11 protein-coding genes are annotated in these 13,269 nt (G+C 73.6%); all 11 read left to right on the top strand.

What is annotated here, in order from left to right:
• Positions 1-146 precede the first annotated feature (146 nt).
• Genes QWZ14_RS17555 through ftsA form a run of 11 tightly spaced genes read left to right on the top strand, consistent with a single transcriptional unit; the run spans position 147 to position 13,233 of the window.
• Entirely contained in the window at positions 147-1,625 is a 1,479-nt protein-coding gene (locus tag QWZ14_RS17555; RefSeq protein ID WP_408903707.1) for a UDP-N-acetylmuramoyl-L-alanyl-D-glutamate--2,6-diaminopimelate ligase, read from the top strand.
• Entirely contained in the window at positions 1,622-3,001 is a 1,380-nt protein-coding gene (locus QWZ14_RS17550; RefSeq protein ID WP_290318074.1) for a UDP-N-acetylmuramoyl-tripeptide--D-alanyl-D-alanine ligase, read from the top strand. The genes QWZ14_RS17555 and QWZ14_RS17550 overlap by 4 nt, the downstream gene beginning before the upstream one ends.
• Complete coding sequence (gene mraY, locus QWZ14_RS17545; RefSeq protein WP_290318073.1) at positions 2,998-4,086, top strand: phospho-N-acetylmuramoyl-pentapeptide-transferase; 1,089 nt, start codon at positions 2,998-3,000, stop codon at positions 4,084-4,086. The genes QWZ14_RS17550 and mraY overlap by 4 nt, the downstream gene beginning before the upstream one ends.
• Positions 4,083-5,474 carry a UDP-N-acetylmuramoyl-L-alanine--D-glutamate ligase gene (gene murD, locus QWZ14_RS17540; RefSeq protein WP_290318072.1) on the top strand — a complete coding sequence of 464 codons (1,392 nt, stop codon included), beginning with the start codon at positions 4,083-4,085 and terminating at the stop codon, positions 5,472-5,474. Before mraY ends, murD begins: the two co-directional genes overlap by 4 nt.
• Positions 5,471-6,652, top strand: a complete 1,182-nt coding sequence (locus QWZ14_RS17535; RefSeq protein ID WP_377754944.1) for an FtsW/RodA/SpoVE family cell cycle protein — start codon at positions 5,471-5,473, stop codon at positions 6,650-6,652. Before murD ends, QWZ14_RS17535 begins: the two co-directional genes overlap by 4 nt.
• Positions 6,649-7,776, top strand: a complete 1,128-nt coding sequence (locus QWZ14_RS17530; RefSeq protein WP_290318070.1) for a UDP-N-acetylglucosamine--N-acetylmuramyl-(pentapeptide) pyrophosphoryl-undecaprenol N-acetylglucosamine transferase — start codon at positions 6,649-6,651, stop codon at positions 7,774-7,776. Before QWZ14_RS17535 ends, QWZ14_RS17530 begins: the two co-directional genes overlap by 4 nt.
• Positions 7,776-9,212, top strand: a complete 1,437-nt coding sequence (gene murC / locus QWZ14_RS17525) for a UDP-N-acetylmuramate--L-alanine ligase (RefSeq protein ID WP_290318069.1) — start codon at positions 7,776-7,778, stop codon at positions 9,210-9,212. Before QWZ14_RS17530 ends, murC begins: the two co-directional genes overlap by 1 nt.
• Entirely contained in the window at positions 9,209-10,102 is an 894-nt protein-coding gene (gene murB, locus QWZ14_RS17520; protein WP_290318068.1) for a UDP-N-acetylmuramate dehydrogenase, read from the top strand. The genes murC and murB overlap by 4 nt, the downstream gene beginning before the upstream one ends.
• The gene (locus QWZ14_RS17515; protein WP_290318067.1) at positions 10,099-11,022 is read left to right on the top strand and encodes a D-alanine--D-alanine ligase; all 924 of its coding nucleotides are present in this window, start codon (positions 10,099-10,101) and stop codon (positions 11,020-11,022) included. Before murB ends, QWZ14_RS17515 begins: the two co-directional genes overlap by 4 nt.
• Positions 11,012-11,941, top strand: coding sequence for a cell division protein FtsQ/DivIB (locus QWZ14_RS17510; RefSeq protein ID WP_290318066.1), 930 nt, complete (start codon positions 11,012-11,014; stop codon positions 11,939-11,941). The genes QWZ14_RS17515 and QWZ14_RS17510 overlap by 11 nt, the downstream gene beginning before the upstream one ends.
• Positions 11,938-13,233 (top strand): cell division protein FtsA, encoded by a 1,296-nt coding sequence (ftsA, locus tag QWZ14_RS17505; protein WP_290318065.1) that lies wholly within the window; start codon positions 11,938-11,940, stop codon positions 13,231-13,233. Before QWZ14_RS17510 ends, ftsA begins: the two co-directional genes overlap by 4 nt.
• Positions 13,234-13,269 lie beyond the last annotated feature (36 nt).

The raw sequence follows: 13,269 nt of genomic DNA, 5'->3' as shown, positions 1-13,269 counted from the left end.
GCCAGGCCCGGCGCGCGGTGCCCCGGCCGCCGCGCCCAGCGTGCCGGCCCCTGCCCTCGTGCCACCGGCCCCGGCGCTGCGCCGGACCGAGGCGACGCCGACCCTCCGGCTGGCGGCCGTGCCGGCGCTGCCGCGCGAGGCCGGCCTTGCGGCTCGATGAGCTCCTGCGCGCCGGCGGCCTGCCCCCAGGGCAGGCCGGAGCGTCCGGCGACAGCTTCATCCGCGGCCTGACGGCCGATAGCCGGGCGATCGCGCCCGATTGCCTGTTCATTGCGTTGCCGGGCGCCCGCCAGGATGGCCGGGCCTATATCGCCGAGGCGGTGTCGCGCGGCGCCGCGGCGGTGCTGGCGCCGGAAGGCACCGCCTGGCCGCAGGAGGTCCCGGGCCGGCCGCTGGTGACCAGCCCCGATCCGCGCCGCAGCCTGGCGCTGATGGCCGCCGCCATGGCCGGCGCCCAGCCGGCGACCGTGGTGGCCGTGACCGGGACCAACGGCAAGACCAGCACGGTCGACTTCCTCCGCCAGCTCTGGACCCTGGCCGGGCGCCGCGCCGCCTCGCTCGGCACCCTCGGCCTGATCGCCCCCGGCTTCCCCGGCGGCGAGAGCCTGACCACGCCGGACCCGGTGGCGCTGCATGGCCAGCTCGCGGCGCTGGCCCGCGCCGGCATCGGCCATGCCGCGATCGAGGCCTCCTCGCACGGTATCGAGCAGCGCCGGCTGGATGGCGTGCGGCTGGCCGCCGCCGGCTTCACCAACCTGACCCGCGACCACCTCGACTACCACGGCGACATGGAGGCCTACCGCGCGGCCAAGCTGCGGCTTTTCGGCAGCGTGCTGGACGCGGGCGGCACCGCCGTTGCCAATGCCGACATGGATGCCGCGACGCTGGCCGCGCTGCGGGGCCTCGCCGCCCGGCGCGGCTTCGCCCTGCTGACGGTGGGCGAGGAAGGCGAGGCCATCCGCCTCACCGCGCAACGGCCGCTGCCGGACGGCCAGGCGCTGGAATTCACCGCCTTCGGCCGCCGCCATGCCCTGCACCTGCCGCTTCCCGGACGCTTCCAGGCCGACAATGCGCTGCTCGCCCTGGCGCTGGCCGTGGCCAGCGGGACGGAGGCCGACGCGGCCGCCGCGCTGCTGCCGCGCCTGCTCGGCGTGCGCGGCCGGATGGAGCTGGCGGCGAAGGTGCCGCATGGCGCCGCCGTCTATGTCGACTACGCCCATACCCCCGATGCGCTGGAGCGGCTGCTGGGCGCGCTGCGGCCGCATGTCGCGCCCGGCGCCTGCCTGCATGTCGTCTTCGGCGCCGGCGGCGACCGCGACCCGGGCAAGCGGCCGCTCATGGGCGCCGCCGCCGCCCGCCACGCCGACCGCTGCTGGGTCACCGACGACAATCCCCGCAGCGAGAACCCGGCCGCGATCCGCGCCGCCGTCCTGGCCGGCTGCCCCGGCGGCATCGAGGTCGGCGACCGCCGTGCCGCCATCGCCGCCGCGCTGGCGGACCTGGGCCCCGGAGATGTCCTCGCCGTGGCCGGCAAGGGCCATGAGAGCGGCCAGACCATCGCCGGCGTCACCACGCCCTTCGACGATGCGGCGGTGGTGCGCACGCTGGCCGGGGCCGCGGCATGAGCCCGCTCTGGACCAGCGCCGCGCTGCGGGCCGCGACCGGCGGCAGCCTCGCGGCCCAGCTCGACGTGACCGGCGTGTCCATCGACAGCCGCAGCGCCGGGCCGGGCGACCTCTTTGTCGCGCTCCGCGACGCGCGGGACGGCCATGACTTCGTCGCCGCCGCGCTGGCCCAGGGCGCCGCCGCGGCCATGGTCGACCATGCCCCCCCGGGTGTCGCCGCCGATGCGCCGCTGCTGCTGGTGGGCGAGACGCTCGCCAGCCTCACCGCGCTCGGCGCCGCCGGCCGCGCCCGCACCGGGGCGCGCATCGCCGCCATCACCGGCAGCGTCGGCAAGACCGGCACCAAGGAGATGCTGCGGCTGCTGCTTGCCGGCTTCGGCGCGACGCATGCCGCCGTCGCCTCCTACAACAACCACTGGGGCGTGCCGCTGACCCTCGCCCGGATGCCCGCGGCCACCGCCTTCGCGGTGATCGAGATCGGCATGAACAACCCGGGCGAGATCGCCCCCCTCGCCCGCCTCGCCCGGCCGCATGTGGCGGCCGTGACGACGATCGGGGAGGCGCATATCGGCCACCTCGGCGGGCTCGAGGGCATCGCCGAGGAGAAGGGCAGCATCGCCCGCGGCCTGCTGCCCGGCGGTACCGCGGTGCTGCCGCGCGACAATGCCCATTTCGAACGGCTGCGGGCGATGGCCCTCGAGTCCGGCGCCGGCCGCATCCTGACCTTCGGCCGCGATCCCGCGGCCGAGGTCCGCCTGCTGGAGGCCGGCATCACCCGCGACGGCCGCACCCGCGCCGAGTATGCGGTGCTCGGCACCCGCGTCGAGGTCCACATGCCGGCGCCCGGCCTGCACCATGCCGAGAATGCCTGTTGCGCCCTGGCCGTGGTCGCCGCGCTCGGGCTCGATGCCGCCCGCGCCGCACCGGCCCTGGCCGGCTATGCTCCCGGCGCCGGCCGCGGCGCGCCGCGCGACATCGCGGTCGACGGCGGCACCGCCCTGCTGGTGGACGAAAGCTACAACGCCGCCCCGCCGGCGATGCGGGCGGCGCTCGAGACCCTGGCGCAGCGTCCCGGCGCGCGGCGGATCGCGGTGCTCGGCGACATGCGCGAGCTGGGCGCCTTCTCCGCCACGCTGCATGCGGGCCTCGCCCCCGCGGCGGCCCAGGCCGATCTGGTCTTCTGCTGCGGGCCGGAGATGGCCCGGTTGTTCGCCCTGCTGCCGGCGGCGAAGCGCGGCGCGCTGGCGGCCGACAGCACCGCCCTGGCGCCGCTGGTGCGGGCCGCGCTGCGGCCGGGCGATACGGTTCTGGTAAAAGGTGCGCTCGGCAGCCGCATGGCGGTGATCGTTCGGTCGCTGACGGAGTATGGCGCGTGATCTTCAACCTCTTCGCGCCCTATGCCGAGGAATTCGCACTCTTCAACCTGGTGCGCTACACTACCTTCCGTGCCGGCGCCGCCTGCCTGACCGCGCTCGTGCTGTCGCTGGCGCTGGGCCCTTCGGTGATCGGCTGGCTGCGCGGCTTCCAGCGCGGCGGCCAGCCGATCCGCGAGGATGGTCCGGCCCGCCACCTCATCGAGAAGAAGGGCACGCCGACCATGGGCGGCGTGCTGATCCTGCTGGGGGTGGTGCTCTCGACCCTGCTCTGGGTCGACCTGCGCAACGGCATGGTCTGGGCCGTGCTCTTCGTCACCGTCGGCTATGGCGCGCTGGGCTTCGCCGACGACTGGCTGAAGGTGACCAAGCGCAATACCAAGGGCGTCTCGGCCAAGGCGAAGCTGGTCTGGCAGGCCGGCGTCGGGCTGGTCGGCGCGAGCTGGATCATCCTGCTGCTGCCGGCGCCGATCGCCACCGGCCTGGCGCTGCCGGTCTTCAAGGAGACCCTGATCCCGCTGGGCTTCGCCTTCCCCGCGGTCGGCATGCTGGTGCTGATGGGCGCCTCCAATGCGGTGAACCTGACCGATGGGCTGGATGGCCTCGCCATCGTCCCGGCGATGATCGCCGCGGCGGTCTTCACCCTGATCGCCTATCTCGTCGGCAACCGGGTCTTCTCGGAATACCTGCAGCTCCACTCGGTCCCCGGCGCGAACGAGCTGGCGGTGTTCTGTGCCGCGCTGATCGGCGCCGGGCTCGGCTTCCTCTGGTTCAACGCCCCACCGGCGGCGGTCTTCATGGGCGATACCGGCTCGCTTGCCCTCGGCGGCGCCCTCGGCGCGGTCGCCATCGCCACCAAGCACGAGGTGGTGCTGGCCATCGTCGGCGGGTTGTTCGTGGTCGAGACGGTCAGCGTCATCATCCAGGTCTTCTGGTTCAAGCGGACCGGCCGGCGGGTTTTTCTCATGGCGCCGCTGCACCACCACTTCGAGAAGAAGGGCTGGGCCGAGGCGACCATCGTCATCCGCTTCTGGATCATCGCCATGGTGCTGGCGCTGGTCGGCCTGAGCACGCTGAAGATACGATGAGCCATTTCGCCCCCTTCGCCGGTGAGCGCATCGCCCTGGTCGGCCTCGGCAAGGCCGGGCTGCCGGCGGCGCTGCGCCTGGCCGGCTGGGGCGCCGAGGTCACCGGCTGGGACGACAACCCGGCCAGCCGCGCCGCGGCCGAGGCCGCCGGGCTGACGGTCGCTGATCCTGCGGCGGGCTTGTTCCGCTGGGATGCGCTGCTGCTCTCGCCCGGCATCCCGCACCGCCTGCCGCGGCCGCATCGGGCGGCCCTCGCCGCGGCCGCCGCGGGCAAGCCCATCCTCTGCGACGTCGAGTACCTCTACCGGGCGGTGCGGGCCGCAGGCTCGGCCGCGCGCTTCGTCGGCATCACCGGCACCAACGGCAAGTCCACCACCACGGCGCTGCTGCACCACATGCTGCACTGCGGCGGATTGGCCACGGTGGCCGGCGGAAATCTGGGGCCCGCCGCACTGTCGCTCAACATCTTGGGGGATGCCGGCGTATACGCACTCGAGATGTCGTCTTACATGTTGGAGCGAATCGAAACGATGCGCTTCAACATCGGTGTGATGCTCAACCTCTCGCCGGATCATCTGGACCGGCACGGTGACATGCGGGGCTACCAGGCGGCGAAGGCACGGATCTTCGCCAACCAGGGCCCCGCCGATCTCGCCGTGCTCGGCATGGATGACGCCTGGAGCCGCGCCCTGCAGGGCGCCGGTGCCGGCCGCTGGCTGCCGATCTCCGGCGCCACGCCGCAGCCGGGCGGCGTCTGGGCCGAGGCCGGCGTGCTGCGCGATGCCGCCGGGCCGATCCTCGACCTCGCCGAGGCGCCCGCGCTGCCCGGCAGCCACAATGCCCAGAATGCCGCGGCGGCGGCGGCCTGCGCGCTGGAGCTGGGGCTGGACCGCGCGGCGATCGCCGCCGGCCTGCGCAGCTATCCCGGCCTGCCGCACCGGCAGGAGACGGTCGGCGCGATCCGCGGCGTCACCTTCGTCAACGACAGCAAGGGCACCAACGCGGACAGCACCGCCCGCGCCCTGGCGACCTATCCGCGGCTCGTCTGGATCGCCGGCGGCACCGCGAAGGACGGCGGCATCGAAAGCCTCGCGCCCCACTTCCCGCACGTGGCCGAGGCGCTGCTGATCGGCCGCGACGCGCCCATGCTGGCCGCGACGCTGGCCGCGCATGGCGTGCCGCACCGCATCGCCGGCACGCTCGAGGCGGCGCTGCCGGCCGCTGCCGAGGCCGCCTTCGCCGGCGCCGCGCCGGTGGTGCTGCTGTCGCCTGCCTGCGCCAGCTGGGACCAGTTCACCGGCTACGACGCCCGGGGCGACCGGTTCCGCGATCTCGTCGCCGCCCTCGCCCTGAGCCTGGGGACCCGGACCGAAGGGGATGCCGCCTGATGGCCATTTCACGCTCCGACAATTCGACGCTGGGCCGCTGGTGGTGGACCGTCGACCGCTGGACGCTCGGCGCGCTGCTGATCCTCATCGGCTTCGGCTACGTGATGATGCTGGCGGCAAGCCCGGCGGTTGCCGAGCGGGTCATGGGGAATGCCTCGCGCGGGCTGCTCTTCGCCAAGCAGGTCGTCTTCCTCGGCATGGCGGCGGCGCTGATGGTGATGGTGTCGCTGCTGACGCCACGCAACATCAAGCATCTAGCAATCCTAGGGTGCGTTGGTGCGCTGGTGCTGACGGCGGCAACCCTGGTGATCGGATTCGAGACCAAGGGTGCCCGCCGCTGGCTGTCCTTTCCGCTATTGGGCACCATGCAGCCATCCGAATTCCTGAAGCCCTGCTTCGCCGTCGTCATCGCCTGGCTGCTGGCCGAGGGCAAAGCCGCCGCCGCGACCCGCGCCGCCTCCGGCGACCGGGGCTGGGGCCTGCTGCATCCGCAGCGGCTCTGGCCGATGGCCGCCTTCGGCCTGCTCGGCGTGGTGGCCGTGGTGCTGAAGTCCCAGCCGGACTTCGGCATGCTCATGGTCGTCGTGGCGATGTTCCTCGCCCAGTTCTTCGTCGCCGGCCTGAACCTCGCCTTCGTCGGCGCGCTCGGCATCGGCGGCATCGGCCTGGCGGTCGGCGCCTATTTCACCCTCGACCACGTCCGCAGCCGGGTGGACCGCTTCCTCGACCCGGCCTCCGGCGACACCTTCCAGATCACCAAGGCGATGGAGGCCTTCGGCAACGGCGGGCTGTTCGGCCGTGGTCCCGGCGAGGGCCGGGTCAAGAACGCCCTGCCGGACGCGCACGCGGATTTCGTCTTCGCCGTCGCCGGGGAGGAATTCGGCTTCATCGTCTGCCTCGTCATCCTCGCGCTCTTCGCCTTCGTGGTGCTGCGCGGCCTGATCCGGCTGCTGGGCGAGGCCGACCTTTTCGTCGTGCTGGCGGCGACCGGGCTGCTGGCGCAGTTCGGCCTGCAGGCCTTCGTCAACATGGCCTCCTCGCTGCACCTGATCCCGACCAAGGGCATGACCCTCCCCTTCGTCTCCTATGGCGGGTCCTCGGTGCTGGCGATCGCCCTCGGGATGGGCATGCTGCTGGCCCTCACCCGCAAGCGCGCGACGCGGGGCGGGGACGAATGAGGGGCCCGGCCGTGCAGCCCATCGTCATCGCCGCCGGCGGCACCGGCGGGCACCTGTTCCCGGCCGAGGCGCTGGCCGCCGAGCTGCTGGCGCGCGGCGAACGGGTGGCGCTGATGACCGATGCCCGCTCGGCCGCCTTCGAAAGCAACGCCTTCGCCAATGCCGAGCGCTTCATCCTCCGCGGCTCCGGCCTGTCGGGCCGCGGCGCGCTCAGCGCCGCCCGCGGCGCGATGGCGCTGGCCGCCGGCACGGTGCAGGCACGCGGCCTGCTGCAGCGGCTCGGCGCCGCGGCGGTGGTCGGCTTCGGCGGCTACCCGAGCGTGCCGCCGCTGCTGGCGGCGCTGACCATGTTCGGCCGCCGCCCGGTGACCGTGCTGCACGAGCAGAATGCCATCCTCGGTCGCGCCAACCGCATGCTGGCGCTGCGCGCCGACGTGCTGGCCCTGTCCTACGCGGTCACCGGCCGGCTGCCGGCCGGCGCCAGGGTCGAGGTCGTCGGCAACCCGGTGCGGCCGGCGCTGGCCGCCCTGGTCGGCCGCGAGTATCCCGGCACCGAGGGCGCCCTGCGGCTGCTGGTGCTGGGCGGCTCGCTCGGCGCCCGCGTCTTCGCCGATGTCGTTCCCGCCGCCGTCGCCGCCCTGCCGGAGGCGCTGCGCCAGCGCCTCGTCGTCGCTCAGCAGTGCCGCGCCGAGGATCTGAACCGGGTGCGCGAGGCCTATGCCGCGGCCAATGTCCCGGCCGAGCTCTCGCCCTTCTTCCCCGATGTCGCGGGCCGGCTGGCCAATGCGCATCTGGTGATCGCCCGGGCCGGCGCCGGCACCGTGGCGGAGCTCGCCTGCGCCGGTCGGCCCTCCTTCCTGGTGCCGCTGCCGCAGGCGATCGACGACCACCAGAAGGCCAATGCCCGCGCCATCGCCGAGGCTGGTGCCGCCATCGTCATGCCACAGGCCGGCTTCACCCCGGCCGCATTGGCCGGGCAATTGGCGGCCCAGCTGAACGACCCCGGGGCCCTCGCCCGGGCCGCCGCCGCGGCCGCGCGGCTGGCCCAGCCCGATGCCGCGAAGCGGCTGGCCGACCTTGTCCTTTCGCTTGTTCGGGCGGTCCCCGCCCTGGAAACCCACTGATGCGCGCCCTGCCCCTGACCATCGGCCCCATCCACTTCGTCGGCATCGGCGGCATCGGCATGTCCGGCATCGCCGAGGTGCTGCACAACCTCGGCTACCAGGTGCAGGGCAGCGACATCGCCGAGGGCTACAATGTCGCCCGCCTGCGCAAGGCCGGCATCCCGGTTTCGGTCGGTCATGCGGCGGAGAACCTGGGCGGCGCCCAGGTGGTCGTGGTCTCGACCGCGGTGGGCCGTGACAATCCGGAAGTCCAGGCCGCCCGCGCCGGCCTCATCCCCGTCGTGCGCCGGGCCGAGATGCTGGCCGAGCTGATGCGGCTGAAGTGGTCGGTCGCGGTCGGCGGCACCCACGGCAAGACCACCACCACCAGCCTGGTCGCCTGCGTGCTGGAAGCGGCCAAGATCGACCCGACCGTCATCAACGGCGGCATCGTCAATGCCTACGGCACCAATACCCGCCTCGGCGAGGGCGACTGGATGGTGGTCGAGGCCGACGAGAGCGACGGCAGCTTCCTCCGGCTGCCCTCGGTCGTCGCCATCGTCACCAACATGGACCCCGAGCACCTGGACCACTGGGGCACCGCGGAGGCGATGAAGGACGGCTTCGCGCAATTCGTCTCGAACATCCCCTTCTACGGCTTCGCCGTGCTCTGCCTCGACCACCCCGAGGTCCAGGCGATGATCCCGAAGCTCGACCGCCGCATCGTCACCTACGGCTTCTCGCCCCAGGCCGACGTGCGGGCCGAGAAGGTCATCACCGACCGCATGGGCGCGACCTTCGAAGTGGTGGTCCAGGACCGGGTGACCAAGCGCAGCCGCAACCTGAAGCCCTTCCGCCTGCCCATGCTCGGCCAGCACAACGTGCAGAACGCGCTGGCCGCCATCGCGGTCGGCGTCGAGATGGACATCGACCCCGAGACCATCCGCACCGCACTGGCCGGCTTCAAGGGTGTCAAGCGCCGCTTCACCCGGGTGGGCGAGGCCGGCGGCATCACCGTCATCGACGACTACGGCCACCACCCGGTCGAGATCGCCGCGGTGCTGAAGGCCGCCCGCCAGGCCGGCGCCCGGGACGTCATCGCGGTGGTGCAGCCGCACCGCTATTCCCGCCTCGCCTCGCTCTTCGAGGATTTCTCGAAGTGCATGAACGACGCCGGCACGGTCATCGTCGCCGATGTCTATGCCGCCGGCGAGGAGCCGATCCCCGGCATGGACAAGGACGGGCTGGTCGAGGGGCTGCGGGCCCGCGGCCACCGCAGCGTCGTCGCCCTGCCCGGGCCGGAGAGCCTGGCCGAGATGGTCCATGCCATCGCCAAGCCCGGCGACTACGTCATCTGCCTCGGGGCCGGCAGCATCACCAACTGGGCCGCGGCCCTGCCGGAGCAGCTCGCCGCGCTGCAGCCCGGACTGCGGCCGACGCCGCTGAGGCGCGCATGAGCACCCGCCCCATGGACCATGCGATCCCGCACATCCGCGGCCGCATCCGCGCCGGGGTGCCGCTCGCGCCCTATACCTGGTTCCGCGTCGGCGGCCCGGCGGAATGGCTGGTGCGCCCGGCCGATGCCGGGGACCTCGTTGCCCTGCTCGCCGGGCTGCCGGTGGCGATGCCGCTTACCGTGCTCGGCGCGGCCTCCAACCTCATCATCCGCGACGGCGGCCTGCCCGGCGTGGCGCTCCGCCTCGGCGGCGGTTTCGCCGATGTGGTGGCCGAGGCCGATGGCGTCGTCGCCGGCGCCGCGGCGCTCGACGTGACGGTGGCCGAGCATGCCGCGGCGGCCGGCCTTGCCGGCATCGAGTTTCTCAGCGGCATCCCCGGCAGCATCGGTGGCGCGGTGGCGATGAATGCCGGCGCCTATGGCACCGAGGTCGCCGACCGGCTCGACTGGGCCGAGGTGGCGACCGCCGGGGGCCTGCTGCGGTTGCCGGCCGCCGCCCTGCAGCTCAGCTATCGCCGCGCCCTGCTGCCGCCGGGCGGCGTGGTGATCCGCGCCCGCTTCCATGCCCGGCCCGGCGACCCCATGCCGCGCATGGCCGAGATCCGCGCCGCCCGCGAGGCGACGCAGCCGATCCGCGCCCGCACCGGCGGCTCCACCTTCAAGAACCCGGACGGGCACAAGGCCTGGGCGCTGATCGACGCCGCCGGCTGCCGCGGCCTGCGGCTCGGCGGCGCGCAGGTCTCGGAGAAGCACTGCAACTTCCTGCTGAACACCGGGGGCGCCACCGCGGCCGAGCTGGAAGCGCTCGGCGAGCAGGTGCGCGCCCGGGTGCTGGCCCAGTCCGGGGTCTCGCTCGAATGGGAAATCAAGCGCATCGGGGTGCCGGCATGACCCATGTCGCCGTCCTCCTCGGGGGCATCTCGGCGGAACGCGAGGTCAGCCTCGTCTCCGGCGCCCAATGCACCGCGGCGCTGCGCGAGGCGGGCTTCGAGGTGACGCCGATCGACGTCGGCCCCGACCTCGCCGCCACCATCGCCGCGCTGCGCGCGGCGCGGCCGGATGCCGTCTTCAACGCGCTGCACGGCCGCTTCGGCGAGGATGGCTGCATCCAGGGCGTGCTCGACTGGCTGGGGCTGCCCTATACCCATTCCGGCCTACGCGCCTCCGCCCTGGCAATGGACAAGGTCGCCGCCAAGGCGGTGTTCCGCGCCGCCGGCCTGCCCGTCGCGCCGCACAGGCTGGTTCCGCTGGAGGAGCTGGCGGCGGCGGATCCGCTGCCGCGGCCCTACGTGATCAAGCCGGTGAACGAAGGCTCCTCGGTCGGGGTGCATATTCTGCGCTGCGGCGACAACCGCCGCGGCGAGATCGCCACCGGCTGGCGCTTCGGCGCCACTGCCCTGGTCGAGGAATTCATCCCCGGCCGCGAGCTGACGGTCGGCGTGCTCGGCGACCGGGCGCTGGCGGTGACCGACATCCTGGCCGATGCCGGCGAGTTCTACGATTATGATTCGAAGTACGCCGCTGGCGGCTCCCGCCACAGGCTGCCGGCCGCGGTCGACCCCGCCATCTATGCCCAGGCGCTCGAGGTCGCGGTCGCCGCGCATCAGGCGCTCGGCTGCCGCGGCGCGACGCGCGCCGACTTCCGCTACGACGACACCGGCGGCGAGCCCGGCCGCCTGGTGCTGCTCGAGGTGAATACCCAACCCGGCCTGACGCCGACCTCGCTGCTGCCCGAACAGGCGGCGCTGGCCGGCATCGGCTTCCCCGCGCTTTGCGCCTGGATGGTGGAGCATGCCCGCCATGGCCCTTGAAGTCCCCCGCGCGCCGGCCCGGCCGCGCGCCACCCAACCCGCCCGGCGCAACCGCTCCGAGGCGACCCAGGCGCGACCCTCGCGCCTCCGGCTCTGGCTGCGCCGCCGCCGGGGCATGCTGCGCCCGGCCGGGCTTGGCCTCGGCGCCGCGGGGCTGCTGGTCGTCGCCGCGCTGGCGACCATGGCGGCCGACCCCTATGGCCGCCTCACCGCGCTCTGGGACGGTGCCACGGAGATCGCCGGCGGCGCTGGGCTGACGGTGCAGGAGGTGGTCCTCGAGGGCAGCCGCAACACCCCGCCGGAGCTGGTGCGCGAAGCGCTCGCGGTCCATCGCGGCGACCCGATCCTGGGCTTCGACCCGCATGCGGCGCGCGAGCGCCTGGAGATGATCGCCTGGGTCAGCGCGGCCCATGTCGAGCGCCACCTCAGCGGCCTCATCAAGGTCCGCATCACCGAACGCCAGCCCTTCGCCATCTGGCAGCGGGACGGCCGCTTCTCGGTCATCGACGACAAGGGCGAGGTCGTCTCCAGCGAGAACGTCGGCGCCTTCGGCCGGCTGCCGCTGGTCGTCGGCACCGGGGCCAACCGCCTCGCCGCGCCGATGGTGGCGCTGCTGCGCGGCCAGCCGCTGGTGCAGGAACGCACCCATGCGCTGGTCCGGGTCGCCGAGCGCCGCTGGAACCTGCGCCTGCGCAACGGCACCGACGTGCTGCTGCCGGACGGCCAGGAAGCCGCGGCGCTGGCCCGGCTTGCCGAGCTGCATGCGGCGCAGGGCCTGCTGGACCGGCCGCTGGCGGCGATCGACCTGCGGCTGCCGGACAAGCTGGTGCTGCGCCTACCGGCGCAGCAGCAGGGCGCGGCGCCGGCGGCAGCCCCGATGGAGCCCAGCATGCAGCGGGTGAGGAACGGTCGCGGATGAACCAGATCAGCCGGCTCGGCAATCTCGAGGGCCCGCCCGTGCAGGGCCGCCGCAAGCGGGGCGCGCGCAGCGGCGTCTTCGGCGTGCTCGACATCGGCTCGACCAAGGTGGTCTGCGTGATCGCCCGCATCGAGAACGACGGCGAGCCCCGGGCGCTCGGCTTCGGCTGGCAGCGCTCGCGCGGGATCAAGGGCGGCAACATCGTCGATATCGAGGAAGCCGAGAAATCCATCCGCGCCGCAGTGGGCCAGGCCGAGGAGATGGCGGATACCCAGCTGCGGGGCGCCATCGTCAACCTCTCCTGCGGCCAGCCGGAATCGCGCCAGCAGAACATCCAGTGGCCGATCGGCGGCCGAGCGGTGACCGAGGCGGACCTGCGGGCCATCCTCGGCGAGGGCCGCCGCCGCAGCGCCGAGGACGGGCGGGAGACGGTGCATGCCTTCCCGCTCGGCTTCACCGTCGATGCGACGCCCGGCGTCGAAGACCCCCGCGGCATGATCTGCGAGACCATCTCGGCCAAGCTGCACATGCTCGATGCGGCGCAGGCCTCGCTGCTCAATCTCGGCGCCACCTTGCTGCGCTGCGACCTGGTGGTGGAGGAGCTGGTCTCCGCCCCCTTCGCCGGCGGCCTCGCCACGCTGGTCGAGGACGAGAAGCAGCTCGGCGCCACCGTGATCGACATGGGCGGCGGCACGACCAGCATCGCGGTCTTCGCCGAGGGCCACCTGATCCATACCGCGCAGATCCCGGTCGGCGGCTGGAACGTCACCAACGACCTCGCCCGCGGCCTCTCGACCCCGATCGCCCATGCCGAGCGGCTGAAGACGCTGCATGGCGGCGTGCTCGGCGCCCCGGACGACGAGAAGGAATGGCTGCCGATCCCGCAGGTCGGGGAGGAGGAGGACCAGATCGCGCGGGTGCCGCGCGCCATGGTCATCGGCATCATCCGGCCGCGCCTCGAGGAGACCTTCGAGCTGGTGAAGGACCGGCTCGAGGCCGCCGGCCTCAGCTCCGAGATGGGCCGCCGCGTCGTGCTCACCGGTGGCGCCAGCCAGCTGGTCGGCGTGCGCGAACTGGCCGGCCGGGTGCTCGAGCGGCAGGTGCGGCTCGGCCGGCCGCATCCGGTGCGCGGCATGCCCGAGACCGCCTCCGGTCCCGCCTTCGCCGCGCCGCTCGGCCTGCTGGCCTGGGGCGCCGGGGAAGGCCGTCCCTTGCTGGATCTGCTGCCCGGCCTCGATCGGCCCGGCAGCCGCTTCCGCCGCTTCGTCAACTGGCTGCGGGACATGGCATGACCGCGGCATCGAATCCGGCCGGAAATCCGGCCATCG

This window comes from Paeniroseomonas aquatica (assembly GCF_030409335.1).
GTDB classification, from domain to species: Bacteria; Pseudomonadota; Alphaproteobacteria; order Acetobacterales; family Acetobacteraceae; genus Belnapia; species Belnapia aquatica.
Note: the sequence above shows the minus strand (reverse complement) of the source record. Positions and strands in the feature narration are given on the sequence as shown.

Bases quoted from the DNA above. Each gene is read 5' to 3' on its own strand.
- QWZ14_RS17515 (WP_290318067.1), top strand. From the start codon at position 10,099: ATGACCCATGTCGCCGTCCTCCTCGGGGGCATCTCGGCGGAACGCGAG.
- murB (WP_290318068.1), top strand. From the start codon at position 9,209: ATGAGCACCCGCCCCATGGACCATGCGATCCCGCACATCCGCGGCCGC.
- murC (WP_290318069.1), top strand. From the start codon at position 7,776: ATGCGCGCCCTGCCCCTGACCATCGGCCCCATCCACTTCGTCGGCATC.
- QWZ14_RS17530 (WP_290318070.1), top strand. From the start codon at position 6,649: ATGAGGGGCCCGGCCGTGCAGCCCATCGTCATCGCCGCCGGCGGCACC.
- murD (WP_290318072.1), top strand. From the start codon at position 4,083: ATGAGCCATTTCGCCCCCTTCGCCGGTGAGCGCATCGCCCTGGTCGGC.
- QWZ14_RS17510 (WP_290318066.1), top strand. From the start codon at position 11,012: ATGGCCCTTGAAGTCCCCCGCGCGCCGGCCCGGCCGCGCGCCACCCAA.
- ftsA (WP_290318065.1), top strand. From the start codon at position 11,938: ATGAACCAGATCAGCCGGCTCGGCAATCTCGAGGGCCCGCCCGTGCAG.
- QWZ14_RS17550 (WP_290318074.1), top strand. From the start codon at position 1,622: ATGAGCCCGCTCTGGACCAGCGCCGCGCTGCGGGCCGCGACCGGCGGC.